General features: G+C 40.5%; 19 protein-coding genes. 14 read left to right on the top strand and 5 right to left on the bottom strand.

Annotation, left to right across the window (positions count from 1 at the left end):
- The first annotated feature begins 282 nt into the window (after window positions 1-282).
- The 6 genes from FDK13_RS17305 (at window position 283) to FDK13_RS17280 (ending at window position 8073) form a co-directional block, all read left to right on the top strand.
- Window positions 283-1041, top strand: a complete 759-nt coding sequence (locus FDK13_RS17305; RefSeq protein ID WP_137341271.1) for a ThuA domain-containing protein — start codon at window positions 283-285, stop codon at window positions 1039-1041.
- A gap of 189 nt (window positions 1042-1230) precedes the next feature.
- Window positions 1231-2106: an alpha/beta hydrolase gene (locus FDK13_RS17300; protein WP_137341270.1), complete on the top strand. Its 876-nt coding sequence runs from the start codon at window positions 1231-1233 to the stop codon at window positions 2104-2106.
- A 319-nt stretch (window positions 2107-2425) separates the two neighbouring features.
- Window positions 2426-4702 carry a catalase/peroxidase HPI gene (katG, locus tag FDK13_RS17295; RefSeq protein WP_137341269.1) on the top strand — a complete coding sequence of 759 codons (2277 nt, stop codon included), beginning with the start codon at window positions 2426-2428 and terminating at the stop codon, window positions 4700-4702.
- A 506-nt stretch (window positions 4703-5208) separates the two neighbouring features.
- Window positions 5209-5805 carry a short chain dehydrogenase gene (locus tag FDK13_RS17290; protein WP_137341268.1) on the top strand — a complete coding sequence of 199 codons (597 nt, stop codon included), beginning with the start codon at window positions 5209-5211 and terminating at the stop codon, window positions 5803-5805.
- 522 nt (window positions 5806-6327) lie between these two features.
- Entirely contained in the window at window positions 6328-7236 is a 909-nt protein-coding gene (locus FDK13_RS17285) for a helix-turn-helix domain-containing protein (RefSeq protein WP_137341267.1), read from the top strand.
- A gap of 90 nt (window positions 7237-7326) precedes the next feature.
- The gene (locus FDK13_RS17280; RefSeq protein ID WP_137341266.1) at window positions 7327-8073 is read left to right on the top strand and encodes an SDR family NAD(P)-dependent oxidoreductase; all 747 of its coding nucleotides are present in this window, start codon (window positions 7327-7329) and stop codon (window positions 8071-8073) included.
- 469 nt (window positions 8074-8542) lie between these two features.
- On the opposite strand, the gene FDK13_RS17275 is transcribed toward FDK13_RS17280, so the two are convergent.
- A complete protein-coding gene (locus tag FDK13_RS17275) occupies window positions 8543-8839 on the bottom strand; it encodes a hypothetical protein (RefSeq protein ID WP_137341265.1) in 297 nt (98 codons plus the stop codon).
- Window positions 8840-9176: 337 nt separating this feature from the next.
- On the opposite strand from FDK13_RS17275, the gene FDK13_RS17270 reads away from it, so the two are divergent.
- From FDK13_RS17270 to FDK13_RS35450, 3 genes are all read left to right on the top strand, one after another.
- Complete coding sequence (locus tag FDK13_RS17270) at window positions 9177-9740, top strand: transposase (protein WP_137341264.1); 564 nt, start codon at window positions 9177-9179, stop codon at window positions 9738-9740.
- 521 nt (window positions 9741-10261) lie between these two features.
- On the top strand, window positions 10262-11653 hold the full coding sequence (locus FDK13_RS17265; protein WP_137341263.1) for a hypothetical protein: 1392 nt from the start codon (window positions 10262-10264) through the stop codon (window positions 11651-11653).
- A gap of 114 nt (window positions 11654-11767) precedes the next feature.
- Window positions 11768-11941 (top strand): hypothetical protein, encoded by a 174-nt coding sequence (locus FDK13_RS35450; protein WP_170982827.1) that lies wholly within the window; start codon window positions 11768-11770, stop codon window positions 11939-11941.
- Window positions 11942-12408: 467 nt separating this feature from the next.
- On the opposite strand, the gene FDK13_RS17260 is transcribed toward FDK13_RS35450, so the two are convergent.
- Window positions 12409-13155: an NUDIX hydrolase gene (locus FDK13_RS17260; protein WP_137341262.1), complete on the bottom strand. Its 747-nt coding sequence runs from the start codon at window positions 13153-13155 to the stop codon at window positions 12409-12411.
- 141 nt (window positions 13156-13296) lie between these two features.
- On the opposite strand from FDK13_RS17260, the gene FDK13_RS17255 reads away from it, so the two are divergent.
- Window positions 13297-14937: a carboxylesterase/lipase family protein gene (locus tag FDK13_RS17255; RefSeq protein WP_137341261.1), complete on the top strand. Its 1641-nt coding sequence runs from the start codon at window positions 13297-13299 to the stop codon at window positions 14935-14937.
- Window positions 14938-15153: 216 nt separating this feature from the next.
- Here FDK13_RS17255 and FDK13_RS36645 read toward each other — a convergent pair whose 3' ends face one another.
- Both FDK13_RS36645 and FDK13_RS35440 read right to left on the bottom strand, forming a co-directional pair.
- Window positions 15154-15717, bottom strand: coding sequence for a TlpA family protein disulfide reductase (locus FDK13_RS36645; RefSeq protein WP_374756103.1), 564 nt, complete (start codon window positions 15715-15717; stop codon window positions 15154-15156).
- Window positions 15635-15922, bottom strand: a complete 288-nt coding sequence (locus FDK13_RS35440; protein ID WP_170982825.1) for a hypothetical protein — start codon at window positions 15920-15922, stop codon at window positions 15635-15637. Before FDK13_RS35440 ends, FDK13_RS36645 begins: the two co-directional genes overlap by 83 nt.
- A 1414-nt stretch (window positions 15923-17336) precedes the next feature.
- On the opposite strand from FDK13_RS35440, the gene FDK13_RS17245 reads away from it, so the two are divergent.
- The 3 genes from FDK13_RS17245 (at window position 17337) to FDK13_RS17235 (ending at window position 18754) form a co-directional block, all read left to right on the top strand.
- Entirely contained in the window at window positions 17337-18107 is a 771-nt protein-coding gene (locus FDK13_RS17245; protein WP_137341259.1) for an alpha/beta hydrolase, read from the top strand.
- A gap of 166 nt (window positions 18108-18273) precedes the next feature.
- Window positions 18274-18492 carry a hypothetical protein gene (locus FDK13_RS17240; RefSeq protein ID WP_137341258.1) on the top strand — a complete coding sequence of 73 codons (219 nt, stop codon included), beginning with the start codon at window positions 18274-18276 and terminating at the stop codon, window positions 18490-18492.
- Window positions 18493-18559: 67 nt separating this feature from the next.
- The gene (locus FDK13_RS17235) at window positions 18560-18754 is read left to right on the top strand and encodes a hypothetical protein (protein ID WP_137341257.1); all 195 of its coding nucleotides are present in this window, start codon (window positions 18560-18562) and stop codon (window positions 18752-18754) included.
- A 117-nt stretch (window positions 18755-18871) separates the two neighbouring features.
- On the opposite strand, the gene FDK13_RS17230 is transcribed toward FDK13_RS17235, so the two are convergent.
- Window positions 18872-19318 (bottom strand): Arm DNA-binding domain-containing protein, encoded by a 447-nt coding sequence (locus tag FDK13_RS17230; RefSeq protein ID WP_170982824.1) that lies wholly within the window; start codon window positions 19316-19318, stop codon window positions 18872-18874.
- 508 nt (window positions 19319-19826) lie between these two features.
- On the opposite strand from FDK13_RS17230, the gene FDK13_RS17225 reads away from it, so the two are divergent.
- A partial coding sequence (locus FDK13_RS17225; RefSeq protein ID WP_374756102.1) for a transposase occupies window positions 19827-20071 on the top strand: 245 nt, incomplete at its 3' end.

Below are 20071 nucleotides of genomic sequence, written 5' to 3'. Positions count from 1 at the left end.
AGGATCTCATCCCAAACGACTCTGCATTTAAATTAATGTCAGCAAAATCAGCCTGCAGGGAAAAATGGCAGGAGGGTTTTCAGTATCATTGATTTAATAACATTTTGCCGATCCTTGGAAATTTCAACCACCTCAAAAATAATAATCAGAACATCGAAAGGATTAATAAACGGATATGAAAGTATATTCAGCCTAACCTCTGTCTTTATGTTTACGTGTAAACCGGCAGGTTCAAAATTTCAGGTTCCCGGACATATTAAACTATACTAATTTATATTCACAATGCTAAAAAAATCACTGGTACTCCTGCTTGTCATCGCAAGTGCAGTTTCCTCCCAGGCTCAGCAGTTCAAAGTATTGCTATTTACTAAAACAGCGGGATTCCATCACGAGTCTATTCATGAAGGTGTTGATGGCGTAAGAAAACTTGCGGCAAGACACAATTTTACTGTGGACTGGCAGGAAAATGCTTCTGTATTCAACGAAAAACAACTAAAAGATTACGCCGCCGTTATTTTCCTTAACACAACCGGCGACATTCTGAATGAAGAGCAACAAGCAGCTTTTGAAAAATTCATTCAGTCGGGAAAAGGCTGGGTGGGCATCCACGCTGCTGCCGATACGGAGTATGAGTGGCCATGGTACACTAAAATGGTGGGCATGATGTTCAAAATTCACCCTTCACAACAGACGGCTTATCTGGATGTAGTGGATAGTAATTTTCCTGGACTTGAACGTTTCCCTAAAAGAATGATCTGGACAGATGAATGGTATGAATATCAAAAGCCATACAAATCCAACGATCTGAAATTCCTGATCGGACTTGACGAAAAAACCTACGATCCGAAAACGAAATGGGGTGATAACGAAGGTAAAGGAATGGGAGATTTTCACCCGATGTCATGGTACCACAAATATGACGGAGGTCGTGCATTTTATACCGGACTTGGCCACATTGGACTGGTTTATTCGGATCAGTCTTTCCTTGATCATTTGTATGGCGGGATTTATTGGGCTGCTACCGGGAAAGGGATTAAGTAGTGCTTCCAGCTGAATTGGATTTATATTAATTTTGGAAACTGCCTTGTTCTGATGGACAGGGCAGTTTTGTTATAGGTCAATTTGGTCACAGTTGACTAATTTAAATATTTTCAGCGATTCATAAACCGATAATCACGTATTTTCCCTACTTTCAAAAAACACCTAATTAAATTGCCGAAACAAAAATCAATGAAGCTTCTAACCACAATTTTACTAATCACAATTTCAACTACGCCGACTTTTGCCCAAACAAATAAGCCGACACAAAAAGATGAAAGTAAACCATTTGTATTAGGTGTTATTGATGAAATCCAGTCCACGATCTTATCTGAAAAGAGAATATTAAATATCTATCTTCCTGATGGTTACAGTAAATCCGACACTATAAAATATCCCGTTGTCTATCTTCTTGACGGCTCGGCAGATGAAGATTTTATACATGTCAGCGGACTTTTTCAGTTCAATAATTTCTCCTGGATCAACCGTGTCCCGAAATCGATTATCGTCGGAATTGCCAATATTGACAGAAAAAGAGATTTCACCTACCCTACCACACTTCAATCGGATAAGAAAAAATATCCAACTGCCGGACACTCGGATAAATTCGCTGACTTTTTGGAAAAAGAATTGCAGCCCTTTATCGAAAAAAAATATAAAACCAATTCTTCCAAAATGCTGATCGGACAATCTCTCGCCGGACTTTTTGCAACAGAAATCTTACTAAAAAAACCAACATTGTTTTCGAAATATATCATTATCAGCCCAAGTCTTTGGTGGGACAATGGTTCGCTGCTAAATCAATCCTCTGCTATTTTACAGGATAATTTTTCTCAAAAAACGGACGTCTACATTGGTGTTGGAAAAGAGGGATTAACTCCTGGTGATATTCCTCGGGTGATGGAAGTAGATGCAAATTTATTAACGGAGAAATTGCTTAAAACCAAAAGTAAAAATGTGACCGTTTATTTTGATTATTTACCGCAGGAAGACCACGGAACCATCACACATCAGGCGATTTTTAACGCATTGAGACTACTTTATCCGGTTGTTAAGAAGGTTGAATAAAAATAAAATAACTGTCTTTGATGATTTTCTCGAAAGTTGACTTCGATAACGGGTTAAGTAATCAATTATCCTGACGCTTTTTGCTATACTTAATTTTAGTGATCAACAGATCAGATTATCAGGCATTTGAAACAATTATTTTCAGGCAAAACCGGCACTGGTCTTTATTAGATATTAAGCTCGCATCCGAGTAATAGATTTTAACTATTGAATTATAGAATTAATCGATTGTGATTATTTCTTCTCATATTATAACTTTATTGTTCTGCACAAATACCAGGTGCTCGTAAGTGTTGATTTAATACATGAACTTATCAAAATGGAAAAAGAATCAGACGACATCAGCAAATGCCCGTTTCATAATGGCACTCTGAACCAAAAGGACGACGTGCAAAAGGTTGGCGGTGCCGGAACCAGAAACCGTGACTGGTGGCCAAATCAGTTAAAACTTAGCATCCTGCGTCAGCATTCTTCCTTGTCTAACCCGTTGCAGGAAGATTTCAACTACGCCGAAGCTTTTAAAAGCCTCGACCTCGAAGCTGTAAAACAAGACCTTCACGCCCTCATGACCGATTCTCAGGATTGGTGGCCGGCAGACTTTGGCCATTATGGTCCTTTGTTCATACGTATGGCATGGCATAGTGCCGGAACTTACCGCGTGGGAGACGGTCGCGGCGGCGCAGGTGCAGGGCAACAACGTTTCGCTCCGCTAAATAGCTGGCCGGATAACGTGAGTCTTGATAAAGCACGCAGACTTCTTTGGCCTATCAAACAAAAATATGGTCAGAAAATATCATGGGCCGATTTATTGATCCTTACAGGTAACATTGCTTTGGAATCAATGGGCTTCAAAACATTCGGTTTTGCCGGCGGTCGTCCCGACGTATGGGAGCCGGATGAAGATGTATACTGGGGTTCGGAATCCACTTGGCTAGGCAATGACCACCGTTATGGACAAGGTTCGGCAGGTGTTGCAGGTCATGGTGTGGTATCAGCGGATGAAGATCCGGGACGCAACATTCATTCACGCGACCTGGAAAAACCGCTTGGTGCCGCTCATATGGGCCTTATCTATGTAAATCCGGAAGGTCCTGATGGAAACCCTGATCCGATTGCTTCGGCAAGAGATATTCGTGAAACGTTTGCCCGGATGGCGATGAATGACGAAGAAACGGTAGCTTTGATCGCAGGCGGACACAGTTTTGGAAAAACCCACGGCGCTGCTCCTTCCGACCACGTTGGAAAAGAGCCGGAAGCAGCTGGTTTGGAATCACAAGGGTTTGGCTGGAGCAACAGCTATGGTACTGGCAGTGGTGCTGACGCTATCACGAGCGGGCTTGAAGTGATCTGGACAAAAACGCCGACGCAGTGGAGTAATAACTTCTTTGAAAACCTGTTTGCCTTCGACTGGGAATTGACTAAAAGTCCGGCCGGTGCACACCAATGGGTTGCCAAAAATGCAGACGCGATCATTCCTGATGCCTATGACAGCAGCAAGAAACATGCGCCAACAATGCTTACGAGCGATCTTGCGCTAAGACTTGATCCTGCATACGAAAAAATATCAAGACGTTTCCTTGAAAATCCCAACGAATTTGCTGACGCTTTTGCCCGTGCTTGGTTCAAGTTAACACACCGTGATATGGGTCCTCGCGAAAGATACCTGGGACCGGACGTACCTCAGGAAGAACTGATCTGGCAGGATCCAATTCCAGCGGTTGATCATGCATTGATCGATGAAAGTGACATTTCAGCCTTAAAATCAAATATATTGGCATCCGGACTGAGCGTTTCGGAACTTGTTTCCACGGCTTGGGCTTCGGCGAGTACGTATCGTGGATCAGACAAACGTGGTGGTGCGAATGGCGCCCGTGTTCGTCTGGCTCCTCAAAAAGACTGGAAAGTAAATAATCCGGTTCAGCTGAAAAAAGTATTGGGTACGCTTGAAAGTATTCAGCAGGAATTTAACAGCACACAATCTGGTGGCAAAAAAGTGTCTCTGGCGGATTTGATCATATTGGCTGGTAATGCGGGTGTTGAAAAAGCAGCAGGCAATGGTATTAATGTTCCTTTCACACCGGGCCGTATGGATGCTTCTCAGGAGCAAACTGATGTTGAATCGGTTGGATATCTTGAACCGATTGCTGACGGTTTCCGTAATTATCAAAAAGCGAAATTCTCTGTTTCAACAGAAGAATTGCTAATTGATAAAGCGCAATTACTGACACTTACAGGGCCAGAATTAGCGGTATTAGTTGGTGGTTTGCGTGTGTTGGATATCAATTTCGACGGTTCAAAAAATGGTGTTTTCACGGCACGTCCGGGCCAGCTTACCAACGATTTCTTTGTAAACCTGCTTGATATGCGTACTGCCTGGAAAGCGATTTCGGAAGATAAAGATGTGTATTTAGGAAGTGACCGTACCACAGGTCAGCCGAAATGGACAGCTTCGCGTGCGGATCTTGTATTCGGTTCTAACGCGGAATTGAGAGCGATTTCCGAAGTATACGGAAGCTCTGATGCCCAGGACAAATTTGTAAAAGACTTTGTTGCCGCCTGGGGCAAAGTGACAAATCTTGGCCGGTTTGATTTGTAAAAGTTAACCGAATAATAATTAAATGGCCGTTCCGAAATATTTCCGGACGGCCATTTTCAGTTTCAATCCTGCAATTACAAGTATTTTTTCGGCTCCAATCCGAAAGTAAAACATAATATCTTGCAGCGATTTACCTTTTTCGGTCAGGCTGTATTCCACTCTAAGCTGAACCTGCTATTAAGCCTTTTGAGAGACAATTTCGTCAGCTTCAAGTTATTTTATTTGTATGGACAAAACGTTCACTGCTATATTAGACATGGCTTTATGGAGTCGACCAAATCGGATGGGTTCGTTGAGCAGTAACCAGATAATCGGAGGTTTCCCTTTGCCGACAATCACATGGATCAAGCGATAATTTGACATTATTCGGAATTAAGATATTCTATTTTTTTCTTAGTTAGCGAAGAAAATGAATTCTTCATTTTTTTTCATTTAGTGACAAAAAAGTAAAACTTACCAAAAGGCTGGTACTGGATTAGTTTTGACAAAAAAACAACTATAACAAAATGAAAATCATCATTGTAGGTGCCACAGGCACAATTGGAAAACATGTAGTAAAAGCGCTGGAATCCGCGCATGAAATTGTAAAAGTAGGCTCAAAAAGCGGCGACTTTCAGGTTGATATTTCAAGCCTTGAATCCATTGAATCCCTATTCAAGCAAGTGGGCCCGTTTGATGCCTTAATCTCGGCAGCAGGCGACGCACATTTTGGGCCACTTCCGCAAATGACGGATGCAGATTTCAGAAAAGGTGTTGACAGCAAGCTGATGGGACAGGTCAATCTGGTACTGATTGGCCAGAAATATATCAATGCTAAAGGTTCTTTCACTTTGACATCCGGAAGTCTCGCCCAAGATCCGATCGTTTATGGTGCCGCGGTAAGTACCATCAACGGCGCACTGAATGGCTTCGTGAAAGGTGCAGCGATTGAACTTGAAAATGGCGTCCGTATTAATGCTATCGCGCCTGGCGTTGTAGAAGAATCTCCGGCATACTTCCCTTATTTCCCAGGCGATATTCCTGTGGAAATGCATCGCGTTGCTCAGGCTTATTACAAGAGTGTAATGGGTGGGCAGACCGGGCAGGTTTATTTTGTTGGGTGAGGGTCAGGGTGATTTTATTTTTGTGATTTTGAAGAGCCTTGGACTTTTGTCTGGGGCTTTTGTCGGTTTTTAGGGAGGTATTTAATGGTGGTATTACTTGTCCGTGGTCTGTATCCTCACAGACCGAAATAGCCCAGGCTTTCAATATTGAAATTAAAGCATTTATCTTCAATTGGTTACTAAAATAAATAAGTTTAATTATCATTCTCGGATATAAGGTCTGTGAGGACACAGACCACGGAAGAGGGGGGTTGTTTACTTAGCTGAAAGACGAACCAGAAGCCTATTTTGGGGATACAGCACAATGCGAGCGAGTAGGTCTTGTTTCAGGAATACTTTTTTCTGCTTTGTCATTATTTATTAATTTTTCAATGACCAACAACAAAAATTCTACCTTTAATTGATGATCTTTTAACGATCCGGTCGCATCGAGCGTTATAATATCAGAACGAGATTATCCTGGCGACTGATCCTTTTTTTAATGGTAAAATCCAATACGTAAGATGTAATTTTTGATATAAAATGATAAAAGCAATAATAGAATCGAAAGCAATACCAGAATATGGAATACGAGATATCATCAACTACAGAGCTATTGATTGGTCTGAATCTGAGGACTTCTTTTATCTAACCAACATCCCTTCAAAATTTGAACCTTATTTTGTTCAGCCGAATTATTATTGCGTTGGCATGATTACGACAGGTAGCCTGAAAATCAGTATCAGCGGACAGGTGCACTCCCTTACTACAAATTCGTTGATGATATACCGGCCAGGTCAGACATTTAAAGTGGTATCCATTGCCGAAAAAACGCAAGGCACTTTTATTCTTTTTACCAAAAAGTTTCTGGAATACCTGAATGAAAATATTTTTTCGGTTCGTAACAAATCCTTTCTGAGTAACGGGATTAGTTCGATGATAGAATTAACACAGCAGGACAGCTCCCGGGTCTCTGCACTTTTTCAGGAGATTTTTTATTTATTGCAAAGCTTGTCAAAGACTAACTGGGAGTTGATCGCCCGCAATCTGACTTCTGCACTATTGTATGAAACCGATAACCTTCTCGGCCCCTATACCAGACAAGGTAATGTGACATCAACAGAGGGAGATAACCTGGCTTCAGCGTTTAACAATTTGGTAATGAAATATTTTAAAACCAGCAGATCGCTCACCTTTTACGCAACAAAGCTGGGTATCACTACGAGCACGCTTTACGTGGAGATAAAGAAAAAACTTGGAGAAAGCCCTTCTGCATTGATTGCGCACCGCGTGATCAGTGAGGCCAGTTATCTGATTACACATACTTCCAGAACATTCAGTGAAATTGGCTATTTGCTAAATTTCACTGATCCGTTTACATTTAGCAAGTACTTCAAAAAACATACCGGCTTATCTCCTAAGCAATACAGAAAACAGCTGATTTCGCAATAGACCATGTTTAAAATGACATGTTTTATATGGTTTTTGACATGTTTCGATTTGGTTACGCTCGATAACTTTGAGTAATCAAATAGCTAAAATATGGAACGTCTTAAAGGAAAAATAGCCATAATTACAGGGGCTTCAAGAGGCATGGGTTCATCCCACGCCCGCACATTTATTTCAGAGGGTGCAAAAGTAGTCTTAACAGATCTTTCTGAGAAAACCGGACAGCAACTTGCGGCCGAACTTGGCGAGAATGCCTTATTTGTCAAACATGACGTAACCAATGCTTTGGATTGGGCGAATGTGGTGGAACAGGCAGAACAAAAGTTTGGACCTGTGAGTGTCCTGATTAATAATGCGGGAGTCTTGGGGCCAATAGCCCGGACAGCTGAACTGACCGAGGCTGACTACCTGAAAGTATGCGGCATCAATCAGCATTCCGTTTTTTATGGAATGAAAACAGTTATCCCATCCATGCTGAAAGCTGGCGGCGGTTCGATTGTTAATATATCTTCAATTGCAGGTATCGTGGCCAATTATGGTTTCCCAAGCCTGGCTTATGTTGCCAGTAAGTTTGCAGTAAGGGGCATGACCAAGGCGACAGCGGTCGAATACGGACCCAAGGGTATCCGTGTTAATTCCGTTCATCCAGGTTTTATCAATACCCCGATGATGGTAGAAGCCACCAACGAGGAAGGTGGAGATGCACTCGCTCAAATACCACTGGGCCGGTTAGCTGAGCCTATTGAGGTGTCCAATCTGGTGCTCTTTCTTGCGTCGGACGAGTCCTCATACATCACCGGCACAGAACATATTATTGATGCAGGGATGACGGCACAATAAACCCCTATTGTGGCATCTAAAAAGCAGACTTCAGAGATCAAATAATTAAGCGGTAATGGATAACGTTACAGTCACATTTCTGGTTTGATTTAAAAAATACCAAAGCTGAAATCTCATTTCTTAACCGTGGCCTGTGTCCTCACCAACTGGAATAATCTCTTGTCCGTGGTCTGTGGGGACACAGACCGGAAGAATTTCGGATAGCTCAAAATCTTTGATTGAAAAATTAAGTTATTTATTTTCAATAAATTATGAAGACAAATAAGTTTTTTTTGCATTTTCGAATATAATGTCTACAAGGACACAGAACGCGGAAAAAATTTGTAATGGCATCTGTTAATTGTTAATTGCATTTACGCTTTTATTTATCAAAGTTATCGCTGTGTTAACTAATGGCAGCAAGTCTTTAACTTTTGAAAGGATATCCTTTTTCTCTTTTTTTTCGGGATCCTTCAAAATTTCCGACACTTCAAATATCAGCCGATCCTCCAAAAGACTTTTTAAACTGTAATGTTTTAAAAATCCACCATGTAAATAAAAGGTGTCTATTGCTGATACAGTGTAAGCTGTCGCCCCTCCCATATCCAACTAATCCTCTTATATACCCTAATTGCTCTAATTCCTTGAGAAAGCTAAAAAGCAAGCCTTCGGATATTTCAAAGCTTTCTTCAGCTGATTTATCATCAATAGTGAACATTGCACCATTTCGAGTTTCGATTATGTATTCTAATATTTTGTCCTTAAGCTCAATCGTTACTAATTTCATGAGGAGTTTTTTTGCGATTTGTTTTACCAAGTATAGCATACTAAACAATCCAAAATAAATGATATTAAATCTACTTATTTAATGGTCAAATCTTGTGAACATAAACTCGTTTATATTCCTTACTTACAGACCGGAATATTTGCTCCTGCTCCATGGCCTGTGCCTTCACAGGACTATCGCAAAAAGTAATTTCCACATGCTAAAACTACATTTGATAATTTTCGGCACTCTATGTATCCATTTCTGATTTTGCAAGTCTTAACTGACAAGCCAAATCAATTAAAAAGCTATGTCGACAAATAAACACCAAGAAAGCAAATACCGAAACTCTCGTCGGATGGCCGATCCCAATGGAATTCGATCAAGTTTATTTTTGGACGGGGTAGCCCAGAAGGATACTATAAAAGACTGGAAACATTTACTCAAACCAGACAAATACAAAGAATTTATAATTTCCAGTTGGCAGGAGCTCACAAAACGGAATCAAATCATCATTTACGCCTTTATCATTATGCCTAATCACTTACACATAGTTTGGGAAATGAAGGAGCCAAATGACAAGGAGATCGGTGCGCCGATGCGACCTCATGCAAGCTTTAATAAATTCACAAGCCACATGATATTGAAAGACTTATCAATGAATCATCCTAATGTGTTGCCCTATCTCAAAGTAGATGAAAAGGAACGGCAATATCGATTTTGGCAACGAGATCCGCTTGCTGTATTAATGGATTCAAAACTAAAAGTTGAGCAAAAAATTACTTATATGCATAAAAACCCACTTCATGAACGATGGAATTTAGTGTCTCGCCAAGAGAGCTACCGCTGGTCATCTGCTGAATTTTACGAATCTGGCAAAGATGAATTTGGGATTTTGACGCATTATAGCGAGCGGTTTTAAAAATAATAGTGAGTTTTTACAATCGCCTGGCAATGGTCCTGTGAAGACACAGGCCATGGAACTGATCTGATTCTGACATTTTTACACTCTGGATACTGCTGAAAGCGAAAGTCCCATCATTTCAGCTAAAGAGAATAAAAAAAATACTTGATGTCAACCAAAACTGCTTTTTAAAGGACGGAATTATCCTTAAGGATACTTTTGTGCGGTAATTCATTTTTTAAAAGAGGTTATAACGTTGGTAAAATATAAATATCAGCTTGCAGCGCAATAAAAGTTCGTGTCGAAGCTGTGGATCAAAAATGAGAGTTTTTATTGAAAAATATATTATAATTCTAATAATTTTATATTTAATTAATTAAATTTTGTACAAAATAGTGATTTACCTATAAAATCTAACCTGCCTGATCCATGCCTGCGCTCCACACCGATATTAACTTTTGATCATCTTGTCAGCTTTGATTTGTTACAAAAAAGATTTTCCTCATATTTCGGCTTAAAAAGTAACTATTAGCCGACTTATGAAATCAATCTTACTCACCGTATTTTTATTTATTTCCTCCGTAGCCTTCGGCCAGATCAAATTCATTGACGAGCTCAACTGGCAAAAGCTATCGAAAATGGCCCAGATGGAAAATAAGCTGGTTTTTATCCATTTGGAAAACAATAGGTGTGAACAGTGCAACGAAGTCGCCTCAATAGGTTTTGGTTCTGATTTGCTTAAAGATAAATTTGAGAAGAACTTCATTTCAGTCCGAACTAAAATAGAATCCATTGAAGGGCAAACACTGGCTGAGATCTTCAGAATCCGTTCAACACCAATTTCGTTATACGTTGACAATGACGGCAATATCTTATCCAGCTTCAATGGCTCGACAAGCAATGCGGGTGAATATTTAAAACTGGCCGATCTGGCACTTGAAAGAAAAGACAAAAAGAAACTTTCAGATTATGAAAAAGAATACCGCGCAGGCGAAAAATCTATTTCATTTTTGAAAGCATTTATCATCAGCAGGGCCGAATCCGGCAAAAGCTCAGAAGATCTGTTGGAGCTGTATATTAAAGAGTTGCCACAAGACTCTTTAAAGGATTTAAAAAATCTGGAATTTGTCTATGCCCAAGGTCCCGCTCTTGACAGCCCTGTTTACAAAACATTACAGTCAGTCTCAAAAAACAGTTCGATAGACAGCCTTTATTCTAGTTTGCCTTCTGAAAAAGCACAACAGATCAGCGATGCAATAGTATCGAATTCATTTCGCAAATCAGTTTTCAGAAAAGACGAAAAACTTGCCTGGCAGACAGCTGGTTTTTCAATGAAAATATTCAAAGATGATCCTTTCTCAGCAAATTTGGCATATCACAGAAATATAATCCGTTACTTTCGTAACACTTCAAACAGGAACCGTTATGTGCAGGAGACCGAAAGATTTCTTGATAGTTTACACATGAACATGACCATCGATTCACTAAATACTTTTGACGAGCACGCATTTAACAAACTACTTGCTCAGCAAAAGCCGGGAAAATCAAGTAAACCAGTCTCGATAACGCTCGCATTCTCTGCTCCGTCGCAGTTTATCATTAAGGATCTGAATGACAACGCATTTCACTTTTATGAGGTCATCACGAATAAAAATGACCTGGAAAACGCACTAAAATGGTCGAACAAATCAATTGAATTATTGGATGCTTCCCGTGAGCAAACACTAAAAAAAATGAAAGGAGCGAAAAATTTCCCACCCATGCACAATTCGAACATTTTAGATACCAATGCAAGATTACTTTATAAATTAGGCAAAAAGCAGCAAGCCATTGAAATGCAGGGTAAGGCTATCGAGTCACACAAACTTACAGGTATGCCAACGAACAGTTTTGAAAAAGTATTGACACAAATGATAAACGGCACCTTGTAAATTGTATTTACTTGATTAAGCCGGGAAGGACTGATTGCCTATGTACTACACAGGCAAATTGAGATCGATCCAGCAGCTAACCGTAATAATCCGGCAAAAAACGCTACAAAACCCGTGACTATCGGAGGAAAAGTCTGCCAATTAGGAACATTTGATGAAATAAAAGGAATTACACATTTAACGGGCACTTCCACTTTGGCTACTGCCCAAGTAAGTAAGATCGTTGCTACCAATACTGATCCCGCAATCATGGTCTATGAGCCTGCCAATAAAACTTTTGCTTTATAAATCTAAAAAAGAATTAAAGATATTACTTAGTCCATAGCCACCGGATGTAAATTATAATCCGGTGGCATTTTTGATTATTGAGGATACTTATTTAGCAATCCCGGCATTTCAGCGGCTCCGCCCTTACCGGTGATCCAACCTTGACAGTAATTTAACGTGTCAAAAATGTGTTGCCGCTCATTCTCGTTGATTGTTACCAATTAAAACGCTGAAACGCTTTCGGTGCGGGTTGCATTTCCAGGTATTGGTAATGAATTTGTTTAATTGTCCGCTTACCAGCAACACACTGCGCTCTATTAGATGTTCAAGTTCTCTGACATTACCAGAAAAAAACTCAACAGGGCATATGAAATCTTTAAATATAGTATCTGCATAGGTTCCAGCATCCCGCTCGCAAAGATTTACTTCCTCTATGGGCTTCGACAGAACTTCTTCCGGCTCTTTGTTTCTGTAGTGTAGAAGCGAAGTTATTTTTCCATTATAAACTGATATAAATACGGTGCCTTATGTGCACCGCCGCTGTATTGTTTTTCAAGCCTTTCCAAAATAGCAAGACTGAGCATCTTGCGCTGAAAACTTGACCGCCGCAGCTTTTGTCCAAGGATCGTTTCATATAATTTTTGAAGTTCTCCCATCGTGAAGGCTTTAGCAAGCAAAGGCGCTGCCCAGCTATCGATGCCGCCCAATTTCCTGTCAAGATCTGCTCTTAAAGTCTCCAAAGCTTTTTCTACAATTGTTTTATGGTCGAGCATGAGCTCCGGTAGATTTTCCAGCGTATACCAAACGCAGGTATCCGAAAGGGGATCAGGTGTCGGGGTTGCTTTGATAAAATCAATCAGCGCGTAATAGCCCACAGAAACAAAACGTCGCAGAAGCCAGTGATCATCGGTCGGATTCATTCCTTTTGCCTGCATGATCGTGCGTAGAGGGGCCTGATCATAACGGGCCAGATCTCCAAACGTATAAAATTGATCGAGGTAAATATCCGAAAGTCCGGTGCGCTCACTGAGTACGCGTCGGGCAGCATCATTCATATTTTCGTTCTCTTTGACAAACCCGCCTGGCAGTGCAAACAGACTTGTATTGCGATATTCGAGCAACAGGATTTTCAGTTGGTATTGATCAAATCCAAAAATCACAAAATCCATGGCGAGCCCGGGCAAGTAACCGGCCCCTTCTGAATTTTGCTCTAATCGGGCTTCTTTTTCGTTCATTATATTAAAATTTTATGTGCAAGTTAGAAAAAAGGAAGATTGTCAAAATAATTTTTTATTATTGTTCCATAATGAGACAATATAGATTTTATTCATCAGATTGTCTTTCCTAACTAGTATGTATTTCTATATTAATCTAAAATGAAAACAATTTTTATTACCATGCTGCTCGCACTGCAGATCATGCAGGTTGCGACGGCGCAGTCTAAAAAAGCAACATCGGCTCCGCAGGCCAAAACCGTTAACGGAACCGTAGAAGGTGTTATCGGGTCCACAGGGGTCAGGGCATTTAAAGGGATTCCCTTTGCTGCTCCCCCGGTCGGCGAATTCCGCTGGCGTGAACCTCAACCGGTTAAAGACTGGCAGGGTGTTCGAAAAACAGACAAGTTTGGCCCTCGCGCTATGCAAAATCCCGTTTTTGGAGACATGGGTTTTCGTTCGGACGGCATGAGCGAAGACTGTTTATACCTGAATGTTTGGACGCCGGCAAAGTCTGCGAGCGAAAAACTTCCGGTTCTTGTCTATTTCTACGGTGGAGGTTTTGTGGCCGGTGACGGTTCTGAGGGCCGTTATGATGGAGAAAGTATGGCTACAAAAGGTATCGTGAGCTTAACTGTGAATTATCGTTTAGGTGTGTTCGGCTTTTATGCCTCAGAGGACCTTACCAAAGAATCTCCACACCATGCTTCGGGAAACTACGGATATCTGGATCAGGCTGCGTCGCTGGCCTGGGTTAAGCAAAATATTGCAGCGTTCGGAGGTGATCCTGACAGGGTTACAATTGCGGGAGAATCAGCCGGATCACTTTCAGTAAGCGCATTGATGGCTTCGCCGCTTTCTAAGAATCTTTTCTCTGCTGCTATTGGTGAAAGTGGATCCGTTTTGGGCACACTTCCTCCGGTGCCTTTGGTGCAGGCGGAGCAGGCCGGTGCAAAATTCAACGAACAGGTCGGCAAAAAAACATTGGCAGAAATGCGTGCGATATCTGCTGAGGAGTTGTTAAAGGCGACGGCTAACGCGGGTGTTTCCAGATTTCTTTCAGCGGTGGATGGCTACTTCTTTCCTGAGTCACCTTTGAAAATATTCCAGGCAGGAAAACAATCACAGGTGCCTTTATTGGCTGGATGGAATTCTGAGGAAATGAATTACCGTATGATTTTAGGCAAGGAAACACCGACGCTTGATAATTATACAAAAGCAGTTCAAAAGTTGTATGGAGAACAAGCTGATAAAGTTTTAAAGGAATATCCGGCTTCCTCCGATGCAGAGGTCGAGCAAGTTGCAACGGATCTTGCCGGCGACCGATTCATTGGTTTCGGCACATGGAAATGGATTGATATTCAAAGTAAAACCGGCGGTGGAAAGCCTGTTTACCGATACTTGTATGGCCGTCCACGTCCTGCTATGAATGCTGAAATGGGAAATATATCTGCAAACCTTGCCGGTGGGGTTTCCAAAAATGCGGAGTCTTCGGCCGTGAAAGCGCCATTACCAAAAGGTGCGGTTCACTCTGCTGAAATTGAATATGCGATGGGAAATCTTTCGCTCAATAAAGTGTACGCCTGGACACCGGAAGATCATAAAGTATCAGCTACGATGCAGGAGTATTTTGCCAATTTTGTCAAAAAAGCAAACCCAAATGGCAAAGGTCTCCCGGAATGGTTACCTGTTAAAGGAGAAGGTGACGCCCATTACATGTACCTGGACGTCAACAGCCGTCTGGAGACTGACAAACACAAAGGGCGCTACATTCTGATGGATGCTATGACTACAAAAGATTGACCTGAAAATCGCAAATAAAAATGGCTCTTTCGACATCGTCGGGGGAGTCATTTTTATTTAGCAAGCCTCTTGCTGACTTATAAGATGCTTACATTTTATTTTCACTTTTAAGAAGTGCAGCCAATTGACTATTCAATCTTTGGAATCCGTTAATACCTTCGTCACGAAAAACAATCCTTCCCTGAGGATCAATAAGAACAAATGAGGGAAAGGACGTTATATCAAAAAGTTTGGCAATTGCGGACTCAGACCTCTTATCGAAAATCTGATCCCATTCAATCGCTTTTTTCGAATGAATGTTGCAACTTTTGTAATATTGTCGTCATAGCAAACCCCTATTATTGCCATTTTATTATTGTCAACATTCTGATGTATTTTTTTTATATCATCCTTGATTTGCATACACGGAGCGCACCGGGTTCCCCAAAAATCAAGCAGTACATATTTCCCTTTCATTGCGTTTAATACCAGCTGTTTTCCCGATAAAATATCACTTTTATCAAAATTGCGGGCAATAAATCCGATCTTGGTACCAATAGCTACCAGAACCCTCTTCAATGGGACTGATGACGATTGAATCTCCAAAAGGCGTGATCCTCTCAAACAGGAACATTTTATTGCCCAAAAGTGCGATATCACCAGGAACGAATCTACTCGCCCCTGTGCAAGCAGCGATTTCAAACTATCAATTCCTAAATCAAATGAGGCCCCGATAAGAAAAGTAGATTTCTTGGAATAATCGTACACATTCCTTGTGAAAACGACTACCGGACTGGTCATGTTTAAATGCGGATGGCGTTGGTTTACTCCACTCTTTTTCATTGGCAACATTCAACGTATTGGCAGTCACCAGAATTTTTACACCTTCCAAACTTTTTGCCGAAAATGCCTGTGTTCCCGGTTTTATATTGTAAACGTCCCGGCTCCGCATTTTTGCAAAAGCATCGTAACGCGTTGCAATGGTATGAAAGTTATGACGCTTCATCCACTAACACGATTGCCCCATCTTTCTTCGGGTAAATTGGATTGCTGATTTTAGGATCAAAATCAGCAATCCGGAACCTGCTGTGCATTTGAATTCCCGATACATACTGCGAGCAAAAGGACGCAAATAAAAAATTTCTTCATTTTTTACGAATATTCCGCAATTGTGAAAAGAAATTTTCTATTCTTTTATAAATACCAATGCAAAAACATCTGCCAGTCAATTTTTAGGCCGTCCAGACTATGTTTCTTTGAGAGTTACATATTTTCCGTTATCACTGTAATACAACGCAATAACGAATGCCTTCTTAGTGTATCTATAAAGAGAACCTGGTGATAAAACCGGAGATCTTGTTTGACTCTCACAATCCATTCCGATAGCCTGTCTACCTTTTGCCACTGGTTTGATCAACTGAAAGACCGTTTGGCATTTTACCCGCAACTACGAACATGCCAATGCTACCATTGATGCATTGGAAAGATCCGGAAGCACCAAAGCTGCCTGAGCCAGACAATATTTTTAACCACTGTATTGGACTTAGCGCCGACACATGGAAAATAATGGCGGATAAAACGTAAAAATAACTGTTGATCCCCGTTTGGATGTAATCACCATGCCGGTCATTTCTTGATTTCAGTGGTTATTGGGATTCGAAATTTTTCGCCCAAAAGAAGAAAATGGGAATTATAGACCAGTTTCCCTTCTTTTTTCCAAGAAGATATATGGTTTTGATCTTTTCTTATTATCATTGTAACAGTAATCCTGTAAACGTCTTTTCCGTGAGGCTGTTAGCGTTTATTTTATATTTTCGTGAATCCTGGTTGATTGTTAAATCACAGTGTACTTTTTGAAGATATCGAGCTGTGATAAGTTAATTAAAGTAGATTAATCATTTTCAGCAAAAATTATTCCTACTTCACCAGAGCAATGTTATTTTAATCTGATAAAGTGTTGGCGCCGCTATTTTCTTGTAAAAAAGAAATTACCGCTAAATATTACCATTTCACAAATCCAGAGGTTTTAACCTCTTCAGTGTTCTTGATTTTTTCACATAGTAAAATTGCCCGGATCTCCTTCCAGGAAAATGTTCATGCTTTTAAACAGGATTCTATCAAAAATATGCAGATGGAGTAAGTTGGAATACGGTGATTTCCAGGGTAATGCAGACTTTTTTTTGACAAAGAAAATATTTCATCCTTGGCCTTCTTAATCGAAAGTAGTAAATGTGCTGATAATATGGCCGCAGTCACAAGGGGGTTGTCGGGTCGACAAAAGCTTAACTATAATTTTCAGTTTTGGGACTGTGCCAGGTGAATCACAAGTTCCTTCAGTCACCAAACAAACATCTGCTTGCTATCTGCAATCAACAAAGGAAGGAATTAAAACTGGTTATTAATTTAAAACATAAAATAGCATGGCAAGATCAAAAACCATTGTACTGATTCACGGAAATTTTGTGAATAACACCAGTTGGGCAGAATGGAAAAGTTACTATGAACAAAAAGGTTATAAAGTTTATACACCTGCAAACCCCGGACACGAAGGTAATCCTGCTGAGCTGAGAGCAAAAGTTCATCCTGATCTTGTTAAAACAGGGTTTATCGATGTTGTTACCAATATTATTGAATTGTTAGAAACATTACCTGAAAAGCCATTAATTATTGGCCACTCGATGGCGGGAATGGCCGCACTGAAATTGGTCGAAATGGGAAAGGCCGCTGCCGGCGTGAGCATTGATGGAGCACCACCAAAAAATGTTTTTCCGCCATTTCAAACACTTAAAACGGTTTTACCGGCCTTTGGTTTTTTTTCTTTCAAGAAGTATTTTATGGGTAGCCGTAAATGGTATGACTATGCGTTTTTCAATACGATACCTGAAACTGAAAAAGAACCGACATTCGAAAAATTTGCAGTACCTGAAAGTTATAAGGTCAGTCGACAGTTGGTTTTGAATTCTTTTTCAAATATAGATTTTAAGAAACCCCACGCCCCAATTCTGTTTGTTGGTGGTGGCAGCGACCATATTTTTCCGGCCAACCTTACACAAACAATTGCCCGCAGCTATAAGGATGCCAATAGCCGCGTTGCTGTAAAAATATTTGAAGGTAAAAGCCATTTTATTTGTGGAGAAGCGGGTTGGGAAGAGGTAGCTGATTATATTTTAGATTGGTATGAATCTCAATAAAAACGGCATAAGTAAGCTGTCTCTTTTGAGCTTCTTCCCAAATGTCATAATACTGCACATGAATTTAACTTACTTTCACCGGAAAAATGGATGATAATCAATATTCAGTCATAATGTTTGCCATGGATTGACCAGAAAATACAATTATGTATTGTACCTACGCTCCGTGAAACAATTCCTCTTATTTACAATACCTCTGACGTTGATATCTCTGAATGCAAATGCTCAGTTCGCTGCAGGTGCCAAGGGATTTCACATTGTCAAAGGGACACCGGTTGCTCTGGACGGCCTCACTTTGATTCCCGATCCTGGCGACCTGACGTTAACGAATAAAATTTTATCTGTTACTTCAATTCCGGTGCAGGCCACCCACAGGCAGTATTAAACGGGTTTATTCTTTTGATGCACCGGTTAACTTCTTTGGTACGGTAGAGATATTTTATCTTCCTGACATGCCCGGGAGTGAACTGAATGGGGATAAAGAAGCCAGTCTTCAGATTTCCTATTCCAGTTCTGCTTCGGGAAATTTTCTGGTTACGTCCGGAAGTATTCCAGTCCCTTCCGATAATTCGGAGCCATTGACTATCGCAATCCGGAAAATTACGGCCACATCATTTCGGCCAGAATTGACCAGCTTAAATAATTGATCGACAACATTGTAACTTAATACAATTAAGCACAAGTTACTGGTCAAGCTGTCACGGAATCATGTGGTCAAGCTGTCAGAATTTTCCACCACTGTATCCTTATCAGATTTGTCATACTTAAATGAAATAAATGACCTCGTATGATCTTGTCTTAAATCGCTGGAATGTTCCCGCAGCAAATTCCTTTCCAACAAGTTTCTCCATTTTATCATCATGAAATTGAAAAATATCCAGAACCACCCTCTTTTTTTCATCTCGCCCTAATAATACCTTTTGTACCGTTTCAGATGAAACGTCTTTTCCAGCATCCATCCGCTTACGCCGGGCCTGATGAACGTTCTGCGTGAAAGTATCAAGGAAAACATTCAGTGTTTTGGCATCCTCCTCACTACCTTCTGCAAAGCCTGATCCTGAATTCCAATGGTTGATCGCCCACTTTCTTTTTGTGGAAATCTCGTTAGACCTCCCATCGATTGTGATTCTAAGACAAATGAACCGCTCTTCCCCTCTGTCGCTTTTTGCGGGTTTTAGATAAAATAATAACCCAAGTGTCTTTTCCGTCATTTTCATCTACGTTTAGAATGAAACAAAGCTCAGATTTCACCCTAAAAGAAATAAGATCAAAATCATACTAATACACTTATTTACAAATACTTATAACATTATCTGCGAGTACTTTTTAAAGCTCAAAAGTAATACACGAATAACTCACTTGATTTATGTGAATTTTTATAAGTTTTGATACCCAAACAAAAAGACCTGTTTACATGGCGCAAACAGGCTTTTGAATGATTTGAAAGTGTTTTTTGTGGAGATGAAGGGAACCAAATCGAACACTTAACTAAACTTTTGAAGCTTATTCAGACAATTAAATTGGATGAATGACCAATCATGCGTAATCAGAAAAGCATCGGGCGCTTTTGTCGGTAAGCGATGGATGGTGCTTACATTCAGTTATAAATCAAGTTATTTGTTAAAGACTGTATCGGAAATTTCGGAAGAGCAAGTATGAACAAATTGCTAGCAGCCTGTCGGACTTGAACGTTTAGAAATAGTTTTGTATCTTCAGATTATGAAACATTTTGTAGGAGCTAACCGCGGGCAAACGACATTTATGCCATATGATCTTGAAGAATGGTTGCCACAGGACCATTTGGCCCGATTCACCGTTGAGATCGTCGATAAGCTGGATTTTACCAGGATTTATGCACAGTATCGTGGTACTGGCACTGCTGCCTATGACCCCAAATTACTTCTGGCTCTGATCTTTTACGGCTACTCGACAGGCATTTTTAGTTCAAGGAAAATAGAATCTGC

Source organism: Dyadobacter frigoris (assembly GCF_005280585.1).
Lineage (GTDB): Bacteria > Bacteroidota > Bacteroidia > Cytophagales > Spirosomataceae > Dyadobacter > Dyadobacter frigoris.
Note: the sequence above shows the minus strand (reverse complement) of the source record. Positions and strands in the feature narration are given on the sequence as shown.

What these genes read in the sequence shown, in the direction of transcription:
- FDK13_RS17305 (WP_137341271.1), top strand. Translation starts at nt 283, where the DNA reads ATGCTAAAAAAATCACTGGTACTCCTGCTTGTCATCGCAAGTGCAGTT.
- FDK13_RS17300 (WP_137341270.1), top strand. Translation starts at nt 1,231, where the DNA reads ATGAAGCTTCTAACCACAATTTTACTAATCACAATTTCAACTACGCCG.
- katG (WP_137341269.1), top strand. Translation starts at nt 2,426, where the DNA reads ATGGAAAAAGAATCAGACGACATCAGCAAATGCCCGTTTCATAATGGC.
- FDK13_RS17290 (WP_137341268.1), top strand. Translation starts at nt 5,209, where the DNA reads ATGAAAATCATCATTGTAGGTGCCACAGGCACAATTGGAAAACATGTA.
- FDK13_RS17285 (WP_137341267.1), top strand. Translation starts at nt 6,328, where the DNA reads ATGATAAAAGCAATAATAGAATCGAAAGCAATACCAGAATATGGAATA.
- FDK13_RS17280 (WP_137341266.1), top strand. Translation starts at nt 7,327, where the DNA reads ATGGAACGTCTTAAAGGAAAAATAGCCATAATTACAGGGGCTTCAAGA.
- FDK13_RS17275 (WP_137341265.1), bottom strand. Translation starts at nt 8,839, where the DNA reads ATGAAATTAGTAACGATTGAGCTTAAGGACAAAATATTAGAATACATA.
- FDK13_RS17270 (WP_137341264.1), top strand. Translation starts at nt 9,177, where the DNA reads ATGGCCGATCCCAATGGAATTCGATCAAGTTTATTTTTGGACGGGGTA.
- FDK13_RS17265 (WP_137341263.1), top strand. Translation starts at nt 10,262, where the DNA reads ATGAAATCAATCTTACTCACCGTATTTTTATTTATTTCCTCCGTAGCC.
- FDK13_RS17260 (WP_137341262.1), bottom strand. Translation starts at nt 13,155, where the DNA reads ATGAACGAAAAAGAAGCCCGATTAGAGCAAAATTCAGAAGGGGCCGGT.
- FDK13_RS17255 (WP_137341261.1), top strand. Translation starts at nt 13,297, where the DNA reads ATGAAAACAATTTTTATTACCATGCTGCTCGCACTGCAGATCATGCAG.
- FDK13_RS36645 (WP_374756103.1), bottom strand. Translation starts at nt 15,717, where the DNA reads ATGACCAGTCCGGTAGTCGTTTTCACAAGGAATGTGTACGATTATTCC.
- FDK13_RS35440 (WP_170982825.1), bottom strand. Translation starts at nt 15,922, where the DNA reads ATGAAGCGTCATAACTTTCATACCATTGCAACGCGTTACGATGCTTTT.
- FDK13_RS17245 (WP_137341259.1), top strand. Translation starts at nt 17,337, where the DNA reads ATGGCAAGATCAAAAACCATTGTACTGATTCACGGAAATTTTGTGAAT.
- FDK13_RS17235 (WP_137341257.1), top strand. Translation starts at nt 18,560, where the DNA reads ATGCCCGGGAGTGAACTGAATGGGGATAAAGAAGCCAGTCTTCAGATT.
- FDK13_RS17230 (WP_170982824.1), bottom strand. Translation starts at nt 19,318, where the DNA reads ATGACGGAAAAGACACTTGGGTTATTATTTTATCTAAAACCCGCAAAA.